At 41.1% G+C, this 22,979-nt stretch carries 21 protein-coding genes and 1 tRNA gene; 20 read left to right on the forward strand and 2 right to left on the reverse strand.

The window, feature by feature from the left end; translation table 11 throughout:
• Window positions 1-422: 422 nt before the first annotated feature.
• The 20 genes from R8925_RS10630 (at window position 423) to R8925_RS10725 (ending at window position 21,046) form a co-directional block, all read left to right on the forward strand.
• The gene (locus R8925_RS10630) at window positions 423-887 is read left to right on the forward strand and encodes a DUF4352 domain-containing protein (RefSeq protein WP_430535845.1); all 465 of its coding nucleotides are present in this window, start codon (window positions 423-425) and stop codon (window positions 885-887) included.
• Between the two features lie 44 nt (window positions 888-931).
• Complete coding sequence (locus tag R8925_RS10635; RefSeq protein WP_430535846.1) at window positions 932-2,194, forward strand: nucleotide sugar dehydrogenase; 1,263 nt, start codon at window positions 932-934, stop codon at window positions 2,192-2,194.
• 14 nt (window positions 2,195-2,208) lie between these two features.
• Window positions 2,209-2,895 (forward strand): sugar transferase, encoded by a 687-nt coding sequence (locus tag R8925_RS10640; protein ID WP_430535847.1) that lies wholly within the window; start codon window positions 2,209-2,211, stop codon window positions 2,893-2,895.
• Window positions 2,896-3,018: 123 nt separating this feature from the next.
• Complete coding sequence (locus tag R8925_RS10645; protein ID WP_430535848.1) at window positions 3,019-3,798, forward strand: WecB/TagA/CpsF family glycosyltransferase; 780 nt, start codon at window positions 3,019-3,021, stop codon at window positions 3,796-3,798.
• A complete protein-coding gene (locus tag R8925_RS10650) occupies window positions 3,782-4,486 on the forward strand; it encodes a YveK family protein (RefSeq protein ID WP_185342793.1) in 705 nt (234 codons plus the stop codon). The genes R8925_RS10645 and R8925_RS10650 overlap by 17 nt, the downstream gene beginning before the upstream one ends.
• Entirely contained in the window at window positions 4,487-5,215 is a 729-nt protein-coding gene (locus tag R8925_RS10655; RefSeq protein ID WP_430535849.1) for a CpsD/CapB family tyrosine-protein kinase, read from the forward strand.
• Window positions 5,205-6,062, forward strand: a complete 858-nt coding sequence (locus R8925_RS10660; protein ID WP_430535850.1) for a LicD family protein — start codon at window positions 5,205-5,207, stop codon at window positions 6,060-6,062. The genes R8925_RS10655 and R8925_RS10660 overlap by 11 nt, the downstream gene beginning before the upstream one ends.
• Complete coding sequence (locus R8925_RS10665; protein ID WP_430535851.1) at window positions 6,059-6,496, forward strand: FAD synthase family protein; 438 nt, start codon at window positions 6,059-6,061, stop codon at window positions 6,494-6,496. The genes R8925_RS10660 and R8925_RS10665 overlap by 4 nt, the downstream gene beginning before the upstream one ends.
• A 108-nt stretch (window positions 6,497-6,604) precedes the next feature.
• On the forward strand, window positions 6,605-8,152 hold the full coding sequence (locus R8925_RS10670; RefSeq protein WP_430535852.1) for a lipopolysaccharide biosynthesis protein: 1,548 nt from the start codon (window positions 6,605-6,607) through the stop codon (window positions 8,150-8,152).
• A 22-nt stretch (window positions 8,153-8,174) separates the two neighbouring features.
• Complete coding sequence (locus R8925_RS10675; protein ID WP_430535853.1) at window positions 8,175-9,215, forward strand: glycosyltransferase family 4 protein; 1,041 nt, start codon at window positions 8,175-8,177, stop codon at window positions 9,213-9,215.
• 24 nt (window positions 9,216-9,239) lie between these two features.
• Window positions 9,240-10,481: a hypothetical protein gene (locus R8925_RS10680; RefSeq protein ID WP_430535854.1), complete on the forward strand. Its 1,242-nt coding sequence runs from the start codon at window positions 9,240-9,242 to the stop codon at window positions 10,479-10,481.
• Window positions 10,478-11,437, forward strand: a complete 960-nt coding sequence (locus R8925_RS10685) for an SDR family NAD(P)-dependent oxidoreductase (RefSeq protein WP_430535855.1) — start codon at window positions 10,478-10,480, stop codon at window positions 11,435-11,437. Before R8925_RS10680 ends, R8925_RS10685 begins: the two co-directional genes overlap by 4 nt.
• Before the next feature lie 9 nt (window positions 11,438-11,446).
• The gene (locus tag R8925_RS10690) at window positions 11,447-11,674 is read left to right on the forward strand and encodes a helix-turn-helix domain-containing protein (protein WP_036071051.1); all 228 of its coding nucleotides are present in this window, start codon (window positions 11,447-11,449) and stop codon (window positions 11,672-11,674) included.
• A gap of 266 nt (window positions 11,675-11,940) precedes the next feature.
• Window positions 11,941-14,091, forward strand: coding sequence for an anaerobic ribonucleoside-triphosphate reductase (gene nrdD / locus R8925_RS10695; protein ID WP_430535856.1), 2,151 nt, complete (start codon window positions 11,941-11,943; stop codon window positions 14,089-14,091).
• Window positions 14,084-14,629, forward strand: a complete 546-nt coding sequence (gene nrdG / locus R8925_RS10700; RefSeq protein WP_430535857.1) for an anaerobic ribonucleoside-triphosphate reductase activating protein — start codon at window positions 14,084-14,086, stop codon at window positions 14,627-14,629. Before nrdD ends, nrdG begins: the two co-directional genes overlap by 8 nt.
• A gap of 388 nt (window positions 14,630-15,017) precedes the next feature.
• On the forward strand, window positions 15,018-17,429 hold the full coding sequence (locus R8925_RS10705) for a metallophosphoesterase (protein WP_430535858.1): 2,412 nt from the start codon (window positions 15,018-15,020) through the stop codon (window positions 17,427-17,429).
• A 181-nt stretch (window positions 17,430-17,610) separates the two neighbouring features.
• On the forward strand, window positions 17,611-18,729 hold the full coding sequence (locus R8925_RS10710; RefSeq protein WP_430535859.1) for a M20/M25/M40 family metallo-hydrolase: 1,119 nt from the start codon (window positions 17,611-17,613) through the stop codon (window positions 18,727-18,729).
• 90 nt (window positions 18,730-18,819) lie between these two features.
• Window positions 18,820-19,659 carry a YitT family protein gene (locus tag R8925_RS10715; protein ID WP_430535860.1) on the forward strand — a complete coding sequence of 280 codons (840 nt, stop codon included), beginning with the start codon at window positions 18,820-18,822 and terminating at the stop codon, window positions 19,657-19,659.
• A gap of 24 nt (window positions 19,660-19,683) precedes the next feature.
• The gene (locus R8925_RS10720) at window positions 19,684-20,847 is read left to right on the forward strand and encodes a hypothetical protein (RefSeq protein ID WP_430535861.1); all 1,164 of its coding nucleotides are present in this window, start codon (window positions 19,684-19,686) and stop codon (window positions 20,845-20,847) included.
• A 126-nt stretch (window positions 20,848-20,973) separates the two neighbouring features.
• Window positions 20,974-21,046: transfer RNA gene (locus R8925_RS10725), tRNA-Asp, on the forward strand.
• A gap of 74 nt (window positions 21,047-21,120) precedes the next feature.
• Here R8925_RS10725 and R8925_RS10730 read toward each other — a convergent pair.
• Window positions 21,121-21,441, reverse strand: a complete 321-nt coding sequence (locus tag R8925_RS10730) for a putative heavy metal-binding protein (RefSeq protein WP_430535862.1) — start codon at window positions 21,439-21,441, stop codon at window positions 21,121-21,123.
• A gap of 61 nt (window positions 21,442-21,502) precedes the next feature.
• Window positions 21,503-22,960 (reverse strand): AcpB/EbpR/MafR family transcriptional regulator, encoded by a 1,458-nt coding sequence (locus R8925_RS10735; protein ID WP_430535863.1) that lies wholly within the window; start codon window positions 22,958-22,960, stop codon window positions 21,503-21,505.
• Window positions 22,961-22,979: the final 19 nt, after the last annotated feature.

The raw sequence follows: 22,979 nt of genomic DNA on the forward strand, positions 1-22,979 counted from the left end.
TATTGAACCGCCGTATACCGAACGGTACGTACGGTGGTGTGAGAGGTCGGAGCCTAACGGCTCCTCCTACTCGATTATATTTTTTGCAAGAATCTTGAACAAGAAATTAGAAAATACACCATACTTCTTCAAAGCTAGAGGAGGTTAAGCTTTGAAACTATTTAGTAACAAACAACGCCTCTCCCTGTTCTATTCAAAAGTTCGAAAAATAGTAACAAACAGCAGTTTGAAATCTAATCGGGTGGAAAACAGATAGCATAATAGCTGATAAGATTAGCAGTAGAGATAAAAAATACGATGTTTCACAAAAATGATAAAAAAAATCAAATATCAATAAAATGGCCTACGTAGCATTTTTGGATGATAAGCTAGTAGTAGATAAAGAACAACAAATCCCAAAACGAGAAAGGAAGACCCTCAATATGAAGAAAAGAAAAAGCCTCCTGACATTATTAGCCCTCAGCCTAACACTTGTAATGATTTTAGCTGGATGTGCTGGAAATACAAAAGCAGCAAATGATGACATCGGAAAAACAAGAACGGCAAATGACCTAGAAATCACGCTTGTGAATGTAGAAATGAAAGATAGCAATGACGATAATAAGCAAATGGTAAAAATAGATTTTTCTGTAAAAAATACAGGTAAAGAAGAATCAGGAGCAGGTGCTGGCGATTTCATAATCAAGACGAAAGATGGAAAAAAATATCAGGTTTATGGACTAAATGCCAATAACTTTGGAGATGTTATCCCAGCAGGAAAGACGCTAAAAGGCTCTGGATACTATGAAATTCCTACAAATCAAAAAGTATTCACCGTTTTATACGAACCATTCACAGAAGTAGCAATGGATAAGGTTGCTTGGGAAATAACTATTCCAATTAAATAAGGAATCACGAATTAATTAATAATAGGAAGGACGGAATTTTATCAATGAAAATTACAGTAGTAGGTCTTGGATATATTGGATTACCAACAGCGATTCTTTTTGCAAAGTATGGAAATACAGTAGCGGGCGTGGACTTGTCTCCAATTATGACAGAAAATCTGAACGCAGGCCATCTCCACATTGAAGAACCTGGTCTAGCTGAGGATTTGCAACAAGCACTTGCTCTTGGAAATTTCCACGCTAGTACAACACCTGTCAGTGCAGATGCTTACATTATCGCTGTTCCAACACCAAACAAACAGGATCTGTATAAATCATGTAATACGGCTTACGTTGAGTCAGCGTTAATGAGCATCATACCTCATTTGAAGAAAAACGATACAATTATTGTCGAATCCACCATTGCCCCGCGTACCATGACAGATATCGTACAACCAATGATTGAAAACGAAGGCTTCACAGTCGGGGAAGATATTTATCTAGCACATTGTCCCGAGCGCGTTTTGCCAGGAAATATAATGCACGAGCTTGTCCACAACCCTCGAATCATTGGCGGTATCACGACAAAATGTACCGAGAAAGCTGCGGCGGTATACGGCGCTTTTGTAGAAGGCGAGATTATTAAAGCCGAAGCTGGCGAAGCAGAACTCAGCAAACTGATGGAAAACACGTACCGCGACGTCAATATCGCACTTGCCAACGAACTTGCAAAAATCAGTAACTATCTCGAAATCGATGCTTTGCGCGTTATCGAAATGGCAAATAAGCATCCACGTGTAAATTTACATCAACCAGGGCCAGGCGTTGGTGGACATTGTTTAGCAGTTGATCCATACTTCGTTATCGCGGCTGCACCTGAACAGTCTCCATTGATGCAAGTAGCGCGCGAAGTTAACAACAGTATGCCTACGCATGTTGTATCACAAGTAAAGTCATTGATGGCAGAACATACTGGTAATCGCGTGACAATTTTTGGCCTAACATATAAAGGAAACATTGATGACACACGCGAAAGTCCTGCTATGGAAATAAAAGAAATGCTCATTGAATCAGGATTTGATGTGAGGGCATTCGATCCTCATGTTGCATCTGAGATTTTAACAGGCGAAGAAGCTTGTGAAGATAGTTCATTGATTCTTGTTTTGAGTGATCATAGTGAGTTCCGCGATATCCCAGCGAGCTACACGGACAAAATGCGCCATCAAATTCTATTTGATACGAAAAATATGGTTCAAACGGTTAGCGATGATGTCACTTATTTGAATTACGGCAATTTGCACACACAAAAGCAAGCAATATCAATCTAAAATGAAGGACGTGAATGAAAGTGGAGAAAGCAGATTTCAAAATAGCACAGACCAAGTCGCAATTTTCAGAAAATTATCGTACAGCACATGAAAAACCGATACATGACAAAGTGTGGCGCCTGTTCGACTTCATCGCGGCAATCCTAGCGCTTATCATTTCAGCCCCAATTCTCCTAATTATTTCCGCAAGCATCAAACTCGAAAATCGGAAAGCCCCCATATTTTTCAAGCAAAAACGTGTCGGTAAGAATGGAAAAACATTTTATATGTACAAGTTCCGATCGATGTATGTGGATGCGGAAGCACAACTTGCCAAGCTCCAATCTCAAAATGAAATGGAAGGCCACATGTTTAAAATGAAAGACGATCCGCGAATCACAAAGGTCGGAAAGTGGATTCGGAAAACAAGTCTTGACGAATTTCCACAGTTTATCAATATTTTAAAAGGCGATATGTCCTTCGTTGGACCGCGCCCACCGTTAACGACAGAGTACGAGAAATACACAACTTATGATAAGGGGCGTCTGCTTGTCACACCAGGCTGTACTGGTTTATGGCAAGTCAGCGGTCGAAATAACGTAACATTTCAAGAAATGGTTGAATTAGACTTAAAATACATTAAAAAAAGAACGATTCTACTCAATATCAAGATTTTACTCTTAACTTTCAAGGAATTTACCGGAAAAGGAAGCGGAATGTAACCAATCCGTCCGAACTATTGACAAAAAGTATCAATTATCTGGAATATACCAAATGTAAACAGTTTTCCTGTTACACTTGTAGTACAAGAAAGAACAAGAAAGGACAAGAAAGGACGAACGCAAATGAGAACCCAGTTGCTTGGCAGTAACTTAGATTGTTTGACTCTGTCAGAAACTTTAAAAGTAATAGAAGGAATAATCAAAAAAGGAATTCCGACACAACATGTTGTTATCAACGCCAATAAGATTAACCTCATGCATGAAGACGCTAAACTAAGAGACATTGTCAACGCATCACCTCTCATCAACGCAGACGGCTCCTCGATTGTTTTAGCAGGAAAGCTTCTAGGGCACGATATTCCAGAACGTGTTACCGGTATCGACCTGTTTGAAGAATTATTAGAGATTTGTGATGACAAGGGATATCGTCCATACTTCCTCGGAGCCACCCAAGAAGTTATCGAAAAAATCGAATCACATTACAAACAAAAATATCCTAATATGTCCTTTGCAGGATTCCGAAATGGTTATTTCCAAGCCGAAGAATCAGCAGACATCGCCGACACAATCCGCGAAAGTAAAGCAGACGTTCTATTCCTAGCTTTCTCAAGCCCTCAAAAAGAATACTGGGCAAGCGAACACTTAGAACGGCTAGACGTTCCATTCGTAATGGGTGTAGGTGGTAGTTTTGACGTTATCGCGGGTAAAACAACGCGTGCCCCGGGCTGGATGCAAAAAGCCGGATTAGAATGGTTTTACCGCTTTATCCAGGAACCACGTCGCATGTTCCGCCGTTACTTCATAGGCAACTTACGATTTTTAAATCATATTAAAAATGAAAAAATAAAGTCATGGAAAGCCACTCGTTATCATGAAAGGAGATCAAATGAAAGAAACTATTAGTATCAAATCCATTTTCCAGATTATCAAGCGACATTTGTTGCTTTTAATAAGTACAGCCGTTGTTGGAGCCTTAATTGCAGGTGCTGCATTGACATTCCTCATCACGCCAATGTACGAAGCAAGAACACAAATTCTAGTCACGCAAACGGTGCAAGACGCAGGTATAAATAACATTCAAACATCCGAAGTTCAAGCTAACATTCAGCTAGTAAACACATATACAGCGCTACTCACAAGCCCGAGAATTCTCGATGATGTAGCATACAAACTAGGTGGAGATTACACAGCAGGCAAGCTCATGGGGAAAATTACAGTCGGAAGCCAGCATAATTCCCAAGTTATCAACGTCAGCGTACAAGATGAAGATCAAGCTCAAGCAGCTTTGATTGCTAACACAGTAGCCGAATCTTTCGCAAAAATTACACCGGACGTAATGAATGTAAATAACATCGACATTTTAGCAAAAGCAACTGTTGCAACCAACCCTAAACCGGTTAGCCCAAGTCCAGTCATATTAATTGGTGGAGGGGCAGTTGGAGGGATGATGATCGGATTCGTAATTATGGTTATCCGTGTCGTTTTCAACACGAAATTCAAAGATGAAACAGATGTTATCGATGAGTTAGGAATCCCGTTACTAGGAAACATCGCGAAAATTCCAGAAAATCATGAGGAAGGATGGAAATAAATGAGAAAATCGAAGCAGAAACCAAAAAATAAAAAAGTGAAAGAATCCCGTCACAGACGCCAGAAATCGACAGAACCACAGAAGTTGGTTGCTAAATTAAGCCCTAAGTCACCACATTCTGAGCTATTTCGCTCGATTCGTACAAACATTGAGTTTTCAAGCGTCGATAAAGTCATGAAATCCATTTTAATCACATCCTCAGAACCCGATTCAGGCAAATCACTAATCTGTGCCAATTTAGCCGTGGTATTCGCACAACAAGGCAAAAAAACACTACTCATCGATGGCGATCTTCGTAAACCAACCGTGAAAAAAATCTTTCCAGAAGCAGTATCACATGGTTTAACAGGAATCTTAACGAATAAAATCACGATTACCGAAGCTATTTGTAACACTGATATAGAGAATTTATACGTATTGCCAGCAGGAATTGTTCCGCCGAATCCATCCGAACTACTAGGATCTGAAAAGATGAAGCAAGTATACGCTGAACTCTACGAAATTTTCGACCAAATTATCTTTGATACACCGCCAATCCAACTCGTTGTAGATGCCCAATTGCTTTGCTCGCTTGTTGACGGCTCCATTTTACTCGTGCGTAGCGATCATTCATCTAAAGATAACAGCAAGAAGGCACTCGAAAAACTGAAAACAGGAAGTGCACATGTCATCGGAAGTATTTTCAACAACCAAAAAATGAAAATGGAAGGATACTATTATGCCGACTAAGGTAAAAAATGGAGACTATTTAACAACAGATGTATTCGAGCAATTAAAACAAGTCGAATTAAGCATTTTGTTAGACGTGGCAATGTTATGTGAGAAGCACGATCTTACCTATTATCTTATCGGTGGAACGTTGCTAGGCGCAATCAGACATGATGGTTTCATTCCCTGGGACGACGATATTGACATCGCGATGCCACGTAACGACTTTGAAGCATTTCAAGAAATTGCAAAAACCGAGCTACCAGAAAGCCTATTCCTACATTATGGAACAACTGATTCTGAGTACTACCTTCCAATCATCAAAATCAAGAAGAACGGCACAATATTTGAGGAAGAAAGCGCATCGCCTAGCATTTCACACAAAGGCATTTTCATCGACATTTTTCCGCTTGATAATGCCAAAAAGAATTCAGGATTCTTGTTTCACACGAAAGGGCGTATTTTGAAGCAAATAAGAAGTCTTTTGTTCTTAAAAGTTAACGAAGAAACGACACTTCATGGCATTGCATCTTGGAAAAAAGCTTTACTCAAACTCACGAAACCAATTCCAACAAGCGTCTTTTTTCGATTACTGACAAGTTATATGCAAAGTAACAACGATGATAGCTCACCATATTACGTCAATTACGGTAGCCAATACGGTTACAAAAAACAAACGATGCCCAAATCGATGTATGATGACGCGACAACAACATCATTTGAAGGACATTCTTTCAAGGTTCCAGGCCAAACAGAGCGACTCTTAGAACGAATCTACGGAAAAAATTACATGGACCTCCCGCCAGTCGAAAAGCGCATCACCCACAAACCGAAACGAATTCAATTGAAAGAGGAGATTATCTTATGAAAAAATATAGCGTAGGCCTAACTACAGGCGTATTTGACCTATTCCATGTCGGCCATTTAAACATCTTAAAAAACGCCAAAGCCCAATGCGATATCCTAATCGTTGGCGTTAGCACAGACGAGTTCGTGCAAGCATACAAACACAAAACACCAGTCATCCCATTCGCCGATCGAAAAGCGATTGTCGAAGCCTTACAATACGTTGACCTGGTTGTCCCGCAAACGAGCCACGAAAGTAAGCTAAAAATGATCGACAATCACAATATTGGCGTTATGTTCCATGGCAGCGATTGGAAAGGTAGCCCCACATTCAACAAATTAGAGGCTGAATTCAAGCGTCGTAACGTTGATATCGTTTACTTCGACTACACAGCAGGCGTATCGTCTACAAAACTTGTCGAAACAATCCAACAAGAGCCCAGACTAGTTGTCTAATTTTCCGAACATTTGACAAAAGCCATCAAACATCTGGAAAATCCCTGTTTTAGCGGGTTTTCCTGATAAAATTAAGGTAACAAATAAAAGAAAGGAAGTGTGACCCGATTGGCAAAAACAAAAACAGCATTTGTCGCTAAAAACCTCCTGATTGGCAGCGGGACACAAGTCATTTTCTTAATTCTAAGTTTCATCAACAGAACCATCTTCATCTATTTTCTAGGAAAAGAATATCTTGGCCTCGACGCCTTGTTCACCAACATCTTGATGGTCCTATCTTTCGCAGAACTAGGCATCGGGAACGCCATCATTTTTAGTCTCTACAAAAGTATGGTAGACAAAAACAAAGCACGAATCAAAGCTATCATGGCGCTTTATGCCAAAGCTTACCGCATCATTGGACTAACCGTTTTCATCGTCGGATTACTGATCATGCCCTTCCTAAACCTATTCATTAAAAATCCGCCGAATATTCCAGAAAACATTTATATCATCTACCTCCTATTTTTACTCAACACAGCGATTTCCTACATGTTTTCCTACAAAAAAGCAATTTTCTCCGCTGACCAAAAAGAATATATCATCAACGTGAGCCAACAAATCTTTTTCTTCATCCAGTCGGCCGTGCAACTCACATACCTATACATTACACGAGACTATATTGGCTTCGTCCTTATCCAAGTCATCGGCACATTCGGCCTCAATGTTTTCCTCGCAATCTATGCCAACAAGAAATACACCTATTTAAAAGGAAAAATGACCGAAAAACTCGAAAAAACAGAAGTCAAAACGATTTTTCAAAATGTCAAAGCACTCGCGATGTACAAGTTCGGCTCCATCATCATGAATGGAACAGATAGCATCATTATTGCAGCTTTTCTAGGACTGGGCGTCGTCGGTATTTACTCCAACTATCTACTCATTATTGCTGCCGTCGTCACTGTTCTATCTAGAGCGTTAAACTCAATTGCAGGAAGCATCGGACATCTCAACAACGCAGATGACGACAAGAAAAAAGAGCAAGTTTTCAAGCAATTATTCTTCATTGTCGCTTGGATTTACTTCCTACTTTCGATTATCCTGTTCAACGTCATCAACCCGTTTATCACACTATGGATTGGCGAGAGTTTCGTACTTGGAACAGGCACAGTACTCGCCATCGTCGCAAGCTTCTATATCAACGGCATGCAATTCCCAGGTTATACGTACCGCACCACGATGGGACTTTTCCGCCAAGGTCGCTACGTACCAATCGCAATGGCAGTTCTAAACATCATTCTATCCATCATCTTCGCCATTTATTTTGGCCTAACTGGTGTCATTGTCGCCACAATTATCTCGAGGCTTGTTACAACAACAATCATCGACCCATATCTCGTTTACCGCTTCGGTTTCAAAAAGAAAGTTGGTAGCTACTTTAAAATGTATCTCAGTTATGCGACTATTACCGCCATCGCATTCGCAGCCTCCATACCGGTTATGAACTGGATTTACCAAGGTACATGGCTAACACTCATTCTAGGTGCTGCAGCGCTTTTCATTACCTTAAATATCACCTATTTCGCGATTTTCTACCGAAAAGCCGAGTGCCAAGCAATTATCCGCCGTATTAAAAGCATCATGAAACGGCCAAAAACAAGTATCACACCAGAATAAAAAAGAGAGGAAGAAACACCAAATGAAAAAAGTAATCATGATTGGCCCAGCATCCGTATCCAAAGGCGGAATCGCAACCGTCATCGCCAACTTCGAAAAGACATTTTCCAGCAACAAAGTCAAAATTCACTACATCGCAAGCTGGAAAGAAGGCAACCCATTATTCAAACTTTGGATGTTTGTAAAAGCCATCATGCAACTCTGCTACTTGGTGATTATCCAGAATATTGACATCGTGCACATTCACACCTCTCAAAAAGGCAGTCTCTATCGCAAAATGATTTTCATCAACATCGCCAAACTTTTTAGATGTAAAGTCATGCTACACATGCACGGCTCAAGGTTCGGTATTTTCTACGACAAGCAACCAAGATTTCTGCAAAACACCATCGTAAACCATCTAAACCGTTTAGACCATATCATCGTCCTTAGCGATGCATGGAAAGCTTATTATGAAAATTTGTGTGACACGCCGGTTACCGTCATGGAGAACGCGGTGGAAGTCCCACTTAGCAACCCATATACGAATACTAGCAAAACGATTGTTACATTCGGAAACGTCAGCCAAGAAAAAGGCAGCTACGATCTTCTTCGAGCGATTCAATCACTAGGCGCGGCGTACAAAGAATACGAATTCATTTTTTACGGCATCGGAGACATCCCAACAGCAGAAGCCGAAATTAAGCAAAATAACTTAACGAATGTCACACTAGGCGGCTGGGTTGAAAGTAATCAAAAACAAAACATCTTGGAAAACGCGCTACTTCACATTTTACCGTCCTACCACGAAGCGCTCCCAATGGCTGTTCTTGAAACAATGGCTCACGGTATCCCGAATATCAGCACAAATGTCGGTGGTATCCCACAAATTATTGAAAACCAACGAAACGGACTTCTTATTGAACCAGGAGAGGTAAGCGACTTAAAGCAAGCCATCGCAGACTTACTTGATAATGAAGCAACCCGCCAAGAAATGAGTGGCAAAGCTCACCAAGCCGTACAAGCGAAATTTTCCATGAATGCTTGTAACAGGAAATGGGAAGAGCTGTACGCCACGATTTAAAATAAACGAATTGGAGTGTGACGCATGATAGCTTTTTTAATAGCCTTCTTACTATCTTTATTCGCTAGCCTTATTCAACAGCTCATCCCACAAGTTGATGCTATAGATAAGATTATCGCTGTTGTTTTCGCGGTCAGTGCGATTGCTAAACTAGCCTATTTAGAGACGAAGCAACGTTTCACACTCCGTCCAAGTGACATCGGTTTGCTGGCAATTAGCATCATCTTCATCATCTACTGCTTCATTCCAAATACGTTCCACCAGCCAAGCAACACGATGTTTCTCCAGATTTACTCGATGTTCTCCATTCTAAAATTCGTCATCGTTTTTTGGAGCGGCCTGTTCTTATTCAGGAATACAAAATTCAAAACAAGCACGCTATTTTTCCGCAGAATGTCCACTACATTAACAACTATTTTCCTAATCATTGGTGTTCTCAACATTCCGCTTCACTTTCTAGAACCATTCGACGTCCGCTTTGGTATCGAAACCGTATCTTTTGGTTTTAGACATCCGGCTCAATTCGCAGCAACGATTATCGTCATCACAATCGTTCATATTTTCATTACATGGTCTGAAAAAGGAAAAATGCCATACTACATCATCTTTGCCAATTTCATCCTCGTTTTTCTAGCAGGAAGAACGACATCCATTGGGTTCTACCTTTGTTTGATTTTACTCATTCTCATTTTCCCTTACATCAAGCGAATTCCAATCTACATCTATGCAATTGTTGGGGCTGTCTTCTACTGGTTGGGAAGTGACCGAATCAGCAATCAATTCCTAGGAACAGACGGGGAAGCGCGTGGTGTTTTGCTAGATACAAGTTTAACGATTGCCAGCGAGCACGCTCCATTTGGCGCAGGGCTTGGTATGTTCGGTTCCAACGCATCCCGCCTAAACTATTCACCGCTTTACGAACAATATGGCATTTCCCGCGTATGGGGACTTACACAAGAAAATCCAAACTTTGTTACCGACTCCTACTGGGCGATGATTATTGGCGAACTCGGCTATCTAGGCATGTTTTTCATCATCGTTATCATCGGTTATATACTCTGGTTATTGTATAAAGAAATTGTCGGTAGCACGTACCAAATCAAATTCCTCATTTTCCTACCAATCGTCTACGCACTAATGACAAGCCCAATCGATACTGTTTTAGTATCTAATACAAGTATCTTCCTTGTACTCGCAACAATCTACATGGTCGCATTAAACAACGAATACCGCAGTCAAAATAAAAATCAGGAGGCAAAACAATGAAAAAAACAATTTTAGTTACAGGTGGCGCAGGTTTTATCGGATCACATCTTTGTGAAATGTATATTGCAGAAGGTTATAACGTTGTCTGTGTCGATAACTTAGTATCAGGTAATTTAAACAACTTATCTGAGATTATCAAGCACCCAGCATTCACATTTGTTCAAGGTGATATTCGCGATCGCGAGCTGATGATGCAAATTTTCCAAGCATATAAGCCAAACGAAATCAATCACCACGCAGCCCAAAAATCCGTTGCATATTCTGTTGAAAACCCAAGCTACGATTTAGACATCAACCTTGTTGGCCTGATGACAATTCTAGACTGTGTGAAAGCCCATCCGATCGAGAATTTTATTTACGTATCATCAGGTGGCGCGCTTAGTAAGAAAATCGAAGGCGACGAGAAATCTTCTGAAACAGATACGCCTCAACTAATTTCCCCGTATGCATTAACAAAGTTTACAGGTGAAAAATATATCGAAATGTACGCCGCACAATATGGCTATGACTTCACCGTTGTGCGTTACGCTAATATCTACGGTCCAAGACAAGTTCCAGACGGCGAATGTGGTGTTATTCCGATTTTTCTAAACAACATTCTAGCAGAAAAACCATCTGTATTGATGACTTACCCGGACATGCCAAATGGCTGTACACGTGATTACGTTTATGTAGGCGATGTTGTTGAAATTAATAAACTAGCCAGCCAAAAACCAGCGAATACGGTTGTAAATGTCGGCACCGGAGAAGAAATCGCGATTTTAGATATTTATAAAGAAATTCTTACCGTTTTTGAAAAAGATGTGGCGATTTTTATTGAAGCACCGCGAGCTGGTGATGTGAGACGTTCTGTTTTGGATGCACAGCGCGCCGAAGATTTGCTTGGTTGGAAGAGTGAAGTCGCGTTGCATGAAGGCTTGACGAAACTTCGAGCGCATTTAGAAGTGAGGAAATAGGAGGGCATCATGGAAAATAAGGAATTAATAGAGATGCTAGATGAATATTTCTTGTCAACCAAAGAAGCGATTGAATACCTTGATATATCCCGACAATGCTTCTTTTCCCTAGTGTCCCGGGGAAAAATAAGCAAAATAAAAAAAGGTTCCGTTGTGCTTTATTACCGGCACGAGATTGAGAACCGAAAGATAGACGCAGAATGGTTACGGAAGAAGTATAATTATATAGCTGAATAGAGAAGATGGAACCTCGGAATCTGTCTGTTGGATTTGGAGGTTTTTTTGAATAAATAAGCCATTAGCCTCTTCACTATGTAATCATTATTATCTGGTGAAATACGATTGTTGATTTAATCACATTCTCTCTTGGCAAGCCTTTTTTGAAAGTTCGTTCGAATAGCCTATTTTCTGATTTGCATCGATTTCTGTTAGAAAAAAACATTATATTGTGCCATAATGTAAATGTAGATACAATATATAGTGGTTGAAGGGAAGCGAAGATAATGTACGTGGAAAAGGAAGCAGAGCAGTTGGTTATTAAAAGGGATGGACGAAAGGTTGGTTTTGACCTAATTAAGATTCGCAATGCAGTGCAGGCTTCTATGATGAGTTGTGGCGTGGATGATCCGGCTTATTTGGAATCTATTTTGGTTGATATTGTGAAAATTTTACCAAGTGATATGGAGATGACAATTGATGAGATTCAGCATGTGGTCGAGAATCAGCTGATGAAATCTACATACCCAGATGTGGCGCGAGCTTATATTGAATATCGTCATGATCGGGATTCCAAGCGGGCGAGTATGACGGATTTGACGGCGAGCGTGCAGAAGTTGCTGGATCGGGATAAAACAGTTGTAAACGAGAATGCGAATAAGGATGCAACGGTTTTTAATACGCAGCGGGACTTGACGGCTGGTGCGGTTGCGAAGAGTTATGCGTTGAAATATATGTTGCCTAAGCATGTGGCGAACGCTCATTTGAAGGGAGATATTCATTTTCATGATTTGGATTACAGCCCGTATCACGCGATGACAAATTGTTGTTTGATTGATATTGCAGGGATGCTCGCAAATGGTTTTACGATTGGGAATGCGAATGTGGAAAGTCCGAAATCGATTCAGACGGCGACCGCACAGATTGCGCAAATTATCGCGAATGTGGCGAGTTCACAGTACGGTGGTTGCTCGGTGGACCGGATTGATGAAGTTTTGGCAACGTATGCGAAACAAAATTATGCGAAGCACATGCGCGAGGCGGAAAAATGGGTTTTGGCGGAGCGCAGGGAGGAATTTGCGCAAGAACGGACGCGAAAAGATATTTATGACGCAATGCAGAGTTTAGAGTATGAGATCAATACGCTGTACACGAGTAACGGCCAGACTCCGTTTGTGACGCTTGGCTTTGGTCTTGGGCAGGACTGGTTTGCGCGTGAGATACAAATAGCAATTTTGAAGGTTCGACTTGGTGGGATTGGTAAAGATAAGCAGACGGCGATTTTTCCGAAGCTGGTTTTCTCGATAAAGCGGGGGACGAATTTGGATATCGCAGACGCGAACTATGATATTAAGCAGTTGGCACTTGAATGCTCGGCGAAAAGGATGTACCCAGATGTGCTGAATTATGATTCGCTCGTGCGCTTGGTTGGGGATTTTAAGGTGCCGATGGGTTGCCGTTCTTTCTTACCAGCGTGGCAAAATGCGGATGGGGAGTTTGTGAATGCCGGGCGTAATAACTTGGGAGTTGTGACGCTCAATGTGCCGAGAATAGCAATCCAAAGTGATGGCGATAAAAAGCGATTCTGGGAAATTTTCACGGAGCGGATGCAGACGGTGAAAGATGCGTTACTTTTCAGGCTGGAGCGGGTTCGTGAGGCGAAACCGGAGAATGCGCCGATTTTGTATAAGTATGGGGCGTTTGGCAAGCGCCTTGCTGATGGGCAGGACGTGAATCAACTTTTTGATAAGGAGCGGTCGACAATTTCGATTGGCTATATTGGTTTATATGAGGCGGCTACAATGTTTTATGGTGGCGCATGGGAGACGAATCCAGAAGCAAAGGCGTTCACGATTGAGATTGTGAAGGAACTAAAAAAATATGCAGATACTTGGAAGGCGGAATACGGTTACTGGTTCAGTGTGTATTCAACGCCGAGCGAGAGTTTGACGGATCGATTTAACCGCTTGGACCGAGAAAAATACGGAGCCATTAAAGATATTACAGATAAAGAATACTATCAAAACTCGTTCCATTATGACGTTCGTAAAAAAGTGACGCCGTTTGAGAAAATTGATTTTGAGATGGAATATCCAGAATACTGTTCTGGCGGTTTTATTCATTATTGTGAATACCCAAAGCTTGTGCATAATTTGAAGGCGTTGGAGGCAGTTTGGGATTATGCATACGATCGGGTAGCTTATTTAGGGACGAACACACCAATTGATCGGTGCTATGAATGCAGTTTTGAAGGTGAGTTTGCACCGACCGCAGAAGGATTTAAATGCCCAGAATGCGGAAATACGAACCCGGAAACGGCCGATGTGGTAAAAAGAACGTGTGGATATCTTGGGAACCCGATGAAACGGCCAATGGTGCACGGCAGGCATGAGGAGATAACACAGCGGGTGAAACATTTGGAGTCTTCCAATGAATAGCCCAAAACCGCAAGCGTGGCGCGCGGAGGACATGTCTGCGAATTATATTGCTGATTATAAACCGTTTAATTTTGTGGATGGAGAAGGCGTGCGCTGTAGTCTATATGTATCAGGATGCCCTTTTCATTGTGAAGGTTGCTACAATAAGGCTGCACAATCGTTTCGTTATGGCGTGCCATATTCGGAAGCTCTGGAAGATCGAATTATTGCGGATCTATGGCATGAAAGTGTGCAAGGCCTGACGCTACTCGGTGGGGAACCATTTTTGAATACAGGAGTCTGTTTGTCGCTCGTGAAGCGAATTAGAAGATTGTTTGGCGCTACGAAAGATATTTGGTCGTGGACAGGTTATACGTGGGAAGAATTGATGCAGGAGACGTCTGATAAATTGGAGTTGCTTTCTTATGTCGATGTGCTTGTCGATGGGCGATTTGAGCAAGGTTTATTTGATTCGAACTTGGCTTTTCGAGGCTCGAGTAATCAGCGGATTATTGATGTGAAGGCTTCCTTACAAACGATGCGAGTAATACTCATATAAATGTATAAACCCCGATTATAGGCCCTTGTCAGTGCAGTGGGCGTTATAGTCGGGGTTTATGTCGCGTTTTATTAGCTCTCACGATTAACTTCCTTTGCCATTTTTACTGGGTCTACAAGTGTTTCGCCGAGTGCAGTGATGATTTGCCATACTTTTTTCATAATGAACAGCTCCTTTCTTGTTCTTAATACCATTATAGCCTGTGAACGTTGGAGTTTCCTGCTTTTTAAATAACAGTTTGCTAAGATTATCTTACAGTTTTATCATAAATATTGTAAGGTTGGAAAATTTACATTCAAAAAACACGATTGATACATATTCTCAAACTTTGCTTAATATCGCTGCGCTAAACTAATATGGTAAGTGAGGTTAAGGGGGATTGAGAGAAGTGGAAAAATGGAAATCGAAGTTTGTATATTTGTTGGTGGGGCTTATACTAGTTCAAATTGGCATGGGTCACGCGCCGTTTCAAAATGTAGTGAAGGCGGAAAGTATTGCAGGAGAAACATTCATCGCAAAGGAATCTACTTGGAAATATTGGGATCAAGGTACATATCCAGGTGATACATGGCGCGATGGGGCATATGATGACACGGCTTGGAAATCTGGTAAAGGAGCTTTGGGCTACAATCCAAAAAATGCGGATATTAAGATAAATACGACGATTTCATACGGTGCAGATGAGGACAAGAAGTATCCGGTTTCTTTTTTTAGAAAGAATTTTGAGGTGAAGGGTGCGGATAAGTACTTGCGTGCAAACTTGGCGCTGAAAGCTGATGATAGTGCGGTCATTTATGTGAATGGGAAAGAAGTGAAGCGGGTGCGGCTCGCAGATGGTGTGATTAATTTTGGTGATTATTCGGGTCAGCAGAGCTCGGATGCGGCGGAATATGAAGGGATTAAGCTTGGCGCGATTCCGTTACAAGAAGGAACAAACACGATGGCTGTCGCGGTTTTTCAACAGCAGGGATCAAGCTCGGATGTAACGTTTGATGCTGAGCTGACAGGATTCGTTACGCCAGATGAGACTGTTGGAGAAGAGGATTACACGCCGAGCAAGGTTGCCGTGACGTTCTTCGGTAATACCCAGACGCAAAAAGGTTTTACGTGGCATACGAAATCGGATACGGAATCTGTTTTACAATATGTGAAAGCAGTGGACTCTGTTGTTCCGAATTTTGCAGGAGCGCAGACTGTAATAGGGAAAAGTGAAGCGAACGACGCTGCAATTGGTGGTTTTTCACATCAAGTCGCTGCGAAATACTTGGAGCCAGGGACAACTTATTGGTACCGTGTTGGTGATAAGAAGCGGGATAAATGGAGTGAGCCGGCTAAGTTTATGACACAAAAACGGGATACGAAAGCTTTTGATTTTTTATATGTGACGGATTCTCAAGGGAGTAGTGAGGAGGAATACAGCTGGACGGATGCAACGCTGAATAAAGGTTTTGCGATGTATCCGAATGCGGAATTCATTTTGCAAACGGGAGATTTGGTGAATACTTCATCGAGTCCAGCTGAATGGGGCTGGTTATTTGGAACATCGCAAAATCTGCTCAGTAATACGACAATAGCAGCTGCTACGGGGAATCATGATGCGTTCAATAACTCGTTTCGTCAACATTTTTACTACAATTATCCGGCGAATGCGAACAATCTCAATAAAGGCGTGTACTACTCATTTGACTATGGGCCAGCACATTTCATGATGTTAAACACAAACGATCAAGATTCGCGGGCGCTTGATCCGGTGCAACTTGCTTGGCTGAGAGAGGATGCTAAGCAGGCGCGTGCTGATGGTGCCAAATGGCTTGTTGTAGCTTTTCATAAAGGGATTTATACAGTTGCGAGTCATATGACGGATACGGAAATCGTGACGCTACGCAATCAATTAGCGCCGGTTTTTGATGAGCTTGGTATTGATATTGTATTACAGGGGCACGATCATAGTTATTTCCGTTCTCAACAAATGGATGGTAAAACACCAATCGCGACAGATACAATCGGCACAGTGGAGGAAGACGGGATTTCGCGAGATGTAGATCCGGGCGGGCAAAGTTATCACGTCATAAATACGAGTGGATACAAGTTCTATCAGCCGCAATCAGAAAGCAAGATGCGTGATGCGGGTGTTTACCCAACAAAGTACGCCCAGCCAATGTTACAAATGTTTGCTGGGATAAGCTTTACAGAAGATCGCTTTACGTACAAAGCCTATACGTATGATGCTAAATCGGCTCAAGCTGCTCGTAATGCAACGGAAGCGACACTTTTTGACACGTATGGTATTTTAAAAACGGACAGAGCAAAGGCAGTTACGGCGGAAATTGGGGCATTACCAGCAAAGATTACGCTAAAGGACAAGGTAGCACTTTTAGCCGCAAAAGCTGCTTATGATAAGCTAGATGCTACATTACAGAAATACGTCATAAATTATGCTTCCTTAACTTCAAAATTGGCCGATTTAGAAACTTTGGAAGCAGATAAGCCGAAGCCGGAAGTGACAGACCCGAATTCAGAACGTCCGACAACTGAAAAGCCGGTGAGTCCGGAGCAACCTGTAACCACAGAAACCCCAATAGAAACAGATACATCAAGTAATCCTGAACAAGCGATTGTGACAGAACCATTGCTAAACCAAGAAAAAATAGAAGTTAAGCACAATGCAGTAGCTGCGGATACTAATGTGACCAAATTGCCAACTACGGGAGATACAGACACGTTATGGGCTCTTGTATTACTTGGTGGAAGCTTCCTAGTTTTAGGCTCAGCTATATTGTGGCGACGTAAATTAAAATAAGAAGAAGCAAGAGTTAGCAACGATTCGGGAGTGCTAACTCTTTTTAATGACTACTAATCAGTGAATACACTTAAAACTAGGTTTAAGGCAAAATATAAGGGGAAAATCTATGGTATATATCAAATTGCCTACGTTTCATTATCAAAAAAATCAGCAAATGAGAAAAAGGGAGGAATTATCAATGGTTAACAGTAAGCGATTAGTTGATACATTCATTGAGCTTGTCCAAATCGATTCAGAAACGAAACATGAAGGGAATTTTCAAGCATTTTTAAAAGCACGATTTCAGTCGCTAGGCCTTGAGGTAAAAGAAGATGAAACGATGATAAAAACGGGTTTTGGTGCTAATAATTTAGTATGTCGATTGCCTGCTACCACCGATGCCGATGCGATTTTCTTTTCTTGTCATATGGATACGGTTACACCAGGAGTGGGTATTAAGCCGGAGATTAAGGATGATATCATTTATTCTGATGGTACAACCATTTTAGCAGCTGATGATAAGGCAGGAATCGCCATTATGTTGGAAACAATTCAGTTAATCAAGGAGAATAACACTCCTCATGGTACCTTGGAATTTGTTCTCTCGGTGGGGGAAGAGAGTGGTTTAATTGGTATTAAAGCTTTTGATATGAGTACCCTCACCGCAGAATACGGCTTTGTTTTAGATACAGGTGGGCCGGTTGGAAGCATTACAGTTGGCAGTCCAACGCATGCGGGGCTTAATATTGAAATTCACGGAAAAGCAGCACATTCTGGAATTGAGCCGGAGAAGGGAATTTCGGCCCTGGAAATCGCGGCCAAAGCAATTTCTACTATGAAACTAGGTCGTATTGATTCAGAAACGACCGCAAATATTGGTATAATTGAAGGAGGAGCTGCAACAAACATTGTAATGGAGCACGTACGGATGGTTGCAGAGGTTAGGTCAATCAACAGCAAGTCATGCGAGGCACAAATACAACACATGAAAGACTTATTCGAAAAAACAACAGCAGAAATGGGTGGCGCTATTACAATAAAAATAGAGATGAAATACGGTGGTTATCACTTCAATGCCGAGACTAACGTAGTCCAAATTGCAACTAAAGCAATGGCGGAATTAGGTATAACAGCAAATCATGAAATAAGCGGCGGAGGTAGTGACGCCAATATTTTTAATGAACAAGGGAAAGAAACAACAAACTTATCGATTGGCTATGAAAAAATCCACACCGTTCATGAATATATTCCTATTCGTGAACTAGAAAAAGCGACGGCATTAGCATATCAAATTGTGAAACACGTGGTACCTAAATAACAGCAAGACTCTGATGCCAGAAGTCGCGATACAGAACGAACCTTCATAGACTAGAAACAAGATAAGACTAATTAGATTGAAGGTGTTTAAATGAAGCATTTAATAAAACAATTTTTACTTGTAGCAGTTTCCATTGCGCTTATCGGTGCCAGTATTAATCTCTTTCTAGCGCCGCATCATATTGCCGCAGGTGGTGTGACTGGTATCGGGATTTTAGCTGAACAAGCGCTTGGGATTCCAATAGCGATGACGGTACTCGTTCTAAACGTTATCATGCTTATTTTAGCTTTTATATTCCTAGGCAGGGCTGTCTTTGTGCGATCATTCTTAGGAAGTTTGTTACTTCCACTCTCATTAGCTGTTATTCCAGAGACGATGCTAGCGCAAGATCGCCTGCTATCCGTTATTTTTGGTAGTATGATTTTTGCAATTGGTGTCGCGATTCTATACCGAATCGAGGCTTCTAGTGGCGGAACAACAATTCCACCGCTTATTCTTAAAAAATATTTCAACTTAAACACGTCACTGGGCCTTTTTCTAGTTGATACAATTATTGTTATTTTCAATATTGTCATCTTTGGCGTCGAAGAGTTTCTATTCGCTATACTCTCACTTATTTTAGTTGCCATTATTATGAATTATTTAGAGACAGGTCTCAAAAAACGCAAAGCCGTGATGATTATGAGCGATCAAAAAATAGAAGAAATCAAAGCCGGCTTGCTGGATGAGATGGGTCGTGGTGTTACGGTTTTCAACGTATCGGGCGGATATACAGGTAGCGAAAAAACAATGCTGATGGTCGTTTTGGAAACACGTGAATATCAAACTATCCTAAAAGTCATCAATTCGCTAGACAAAAAAGCCTTCGTTATTGCTTATACAGTATCAGAAGTGCATGGGCTAGGCTTCAGTTATCACACAATTGAATAACAATGAAGACGGGGGGGATTAAGCATGAATCCAGTTACAGCGTTTACGATTATTATGCTCATTTGGGTGATTAGTGATTTCGTTTCTAAGAAAACAAAGTCGCTTATCTCATCATTACTCGTAGCCTCCATCATTTTCTTGGTGGGATTTAAAACAAACATATTCCCAGAAGATTTACTTAGCAGTTCTTCCTTGCTCGCATTGGGCCAAACGGTTGTCGGTTTTATCATCGTTCACATCGGAACTATGATTAGCCTAGACGAGCTAAAAAAACAATGGAAAACTGTTTTGATTGGCGTAGTTGCGGTATTCGGTATAGCCGCTTTCCTATTTCTCATCGGTTCCTTTTTCCTAGACGAAAATTTTGTCATTGCAGCAATTGGCGCGATTAGCGGTGGAACAATCTCCGTTATCATCGTTCAAGAATCCGCTATGGCTTCCGGCTTAGTACTCGTAGCTGTATTCCCAGTTTTAATTGCCGCATTCCAAGGGCTTATTGGCTTCCCGCTGACATCTTTAATTTTGCGCAAAGAAGCGAATCGTCTCAAAGGAGAGTACCGCGCAGGGCATCTCAAAGTCGAAAAAGCAGAAGCGCATCACGATGAAGCAAAAACAATGCTACCAAAAGCCCTACAAACAACAGCCGGCACCCTATTTGTTGTTGGCGTTGTCGTGATGTTATCCATATACATTGATACAATCACAGATGGTGTTCTAAATACATTTGTAGTAGCCTTATTATTTGGTATCGCGCTACGTGCATTTGGAGTTATTAAGCCGAACATTTTAAGCGGTATCGATGCATACGGTTTAATGATGCTAGCTATTCTCATCATTATTTTTGGACCACTAGCCACATCCTCCGTAGATGATCTTGTAGCCCTAATTGGTCCGCTGTGCATCGCGTTTGCTATTGGAGTTAGCGGCAGTGTTGTATTGTCCACCATCATGGGTAAAATCCTCGGCTACAGTATTTCCATGTCGATAGCAATCGGCCTCACAACGCTGTACGGTTTTCCAGGAACGATGATTCTGAGTCAAGAAGCCGCGAGAAGTGTTGGTGAAAACGAGCAAGAAATCGCGGCAATCGAAGGACAAATTCTACCGAAAATGATTATCGCCGGTTTTTCCGCAGTGACGATAACTTCCGTCGTGCTAACAAGTATTTTAGCCGAATTTATTCATTAATAAAGAAAAAACAGGGGAGAACAGTGATGGACTTCTCTGTTTTTTTCAAAAAAACTCGAAAATCGCTTGACGCAGGGGCTGAAACATGTTTTAATAAGGGAGTGCCAAAAATGGCGAAGCAAAAAAGGTTCCGTGGTGTAGGGGTTAACATGCCTGCCTGTCACGCAGGAGATCGCGGGTTCAAATCCCGTCGGGACCGTCAAATAAGAATCGCGTTTTGTTTAGGATTTCATATCCCAGACAAAACGCGATTTTTTTGTTATGAATTTAATTTTAGGAAACAACGACCGCTGTCCCAGAAGCAGTTACCATTAACATCCCATTATCTGCACCAAGTACCTCATAATCGATGTCTACGCCAACCACTGCATTCGCGCCCAATTTCGCTGCACGCTCCTCCATTTCGCGAATTGCTTCTTCGCGAGCTGCAACCAACTCCTGCTCATAGCCTTCCGAGCGTCCACCAAAGAAGTTACGCAATCCCGCGCCAATATCCTTCATGAAATTAACCCCAGTAATTACTTCTCCAAAAACAATCTGTTTATACTCTACAATTTGCTTACCATCAACACTTGGCGTTGTTGTTGAAATCATTCTCTATTACCTCCTGATTATTATGATGTTATGACATTAAAATATCACATCTCACCACAAATCACAAAGTATAATGCGATTTTCTGACAATAATTTTCTGCAACTGCTCCAAATCACGCTTAGCAGGCGGCATATGCCAGACAAGGATCGGGCTATCATTAGGCGACTCTATTGGGAAGTCACTAATAATCAAATCATACTGGCGCCAATGCTCTGCCGGTTGCAATTCCTCACAAAAAACGACCAACTCCTCCGAATAATACTTCCGAATCTCCATTTTCATATATTCTTCCCATAAAAAACCGTTTTTCGAGATGATTTTCACATGAAGCCGTTTTGTATATACAGCGTTCAATAAAGTGATATTAAATAAATCATGCAGATATTTTAAAATGATGGACTTGTTATCCCGTATATATTTATATCCTGGTTTTACCTCGTATTTCGACAACACAGCTTCGATATCCGCAACAGCCACTTTATTAGGCGAGTACTTGGTAGAAAAATAATCAACATCAAGAATCAAATGTATCTTATCAACAAAAGCGTAGCGAGCCAAATAATCGATAATGCCAACCAGAGCGACGTCCCTATCTATGTTGCTACCGTCTAAAATAGCGATAAGCTCCATCGCTAGCTTAAAGCGTTGCGGTCGCAGCTCCTTTTCAAAACGAATCCTAGTTTCAATCTCTTTATGCTGGATATACGTGAACGAAGTCAAAAAGAATATTTTCAGAACAATATATTGCTCACCGATAGTTAACGTTTTACCAAGACATATATCTAAATCACTAAAATCAACAGTATCAATGCTATAAAAATTATTCATTTCCTCCCAGTGAGCCTGATCCTCTTCATCAAATTTGATAGAAAATCCTTGTTTAGCACGCGACAAAGAAACCCCAATAGCGATAGCATATTCCAATCGTGAACTTACAGAAAAATAAATTCGCGAGTTTTTTTCCAGTTTGCTAATAAATGTATGAATATGCGTAACGTCAATTCCATCTATCACCCAACCCGAGTAAGGATAGGCCTTACTAAAAAGATGAAAATAAAAAAAACGAACACTAATCTCATTTCCTTGAATTTGCAAAGGCTCTGTATTCAAGATTAATCGGCTCTGCGCCAGAAAAGTATCCACCTCTTTTAGCTTCAAATAAAGAGAAGCTAAGCTAATAAAGTGCTCTTCAGCCCACTCAGGAACATTCAGTGAAGTATTTTGAAAAGTAGATAAAGAAAGCTGAAATAAATCGCTAGTACAAATCATGTAAGCCGTCAAATAATCAAAATTGATATCCTCCGCAACTTGTAGCGATACGAGCCGATCTTTTTCTACAATATGCGACATGTCTTCTGGGAAAATTTCATTAAGATGTGCAATATCACTATTTAGCGTATTCATAGAAGTCATAATAGAAACAAGCAAATCTTTCTTTGATAACGGTGAAGTAGCAAAAAATAATTTATTCAATAATGTTAAGCGACGATAAGCCGTTGCAGGAATAACATATTTCATAATTAATCCCCCCTTACAT

The organism is Listeria rocourtiae subsp. hofi (assembly GCF_963575615.1).
Taxonomy (GTDB): Bacteria; Bacillota; Bacilli; order Lactobacillales; family Listeriaceae; genus Listeria_A; species Listeria_A hofi.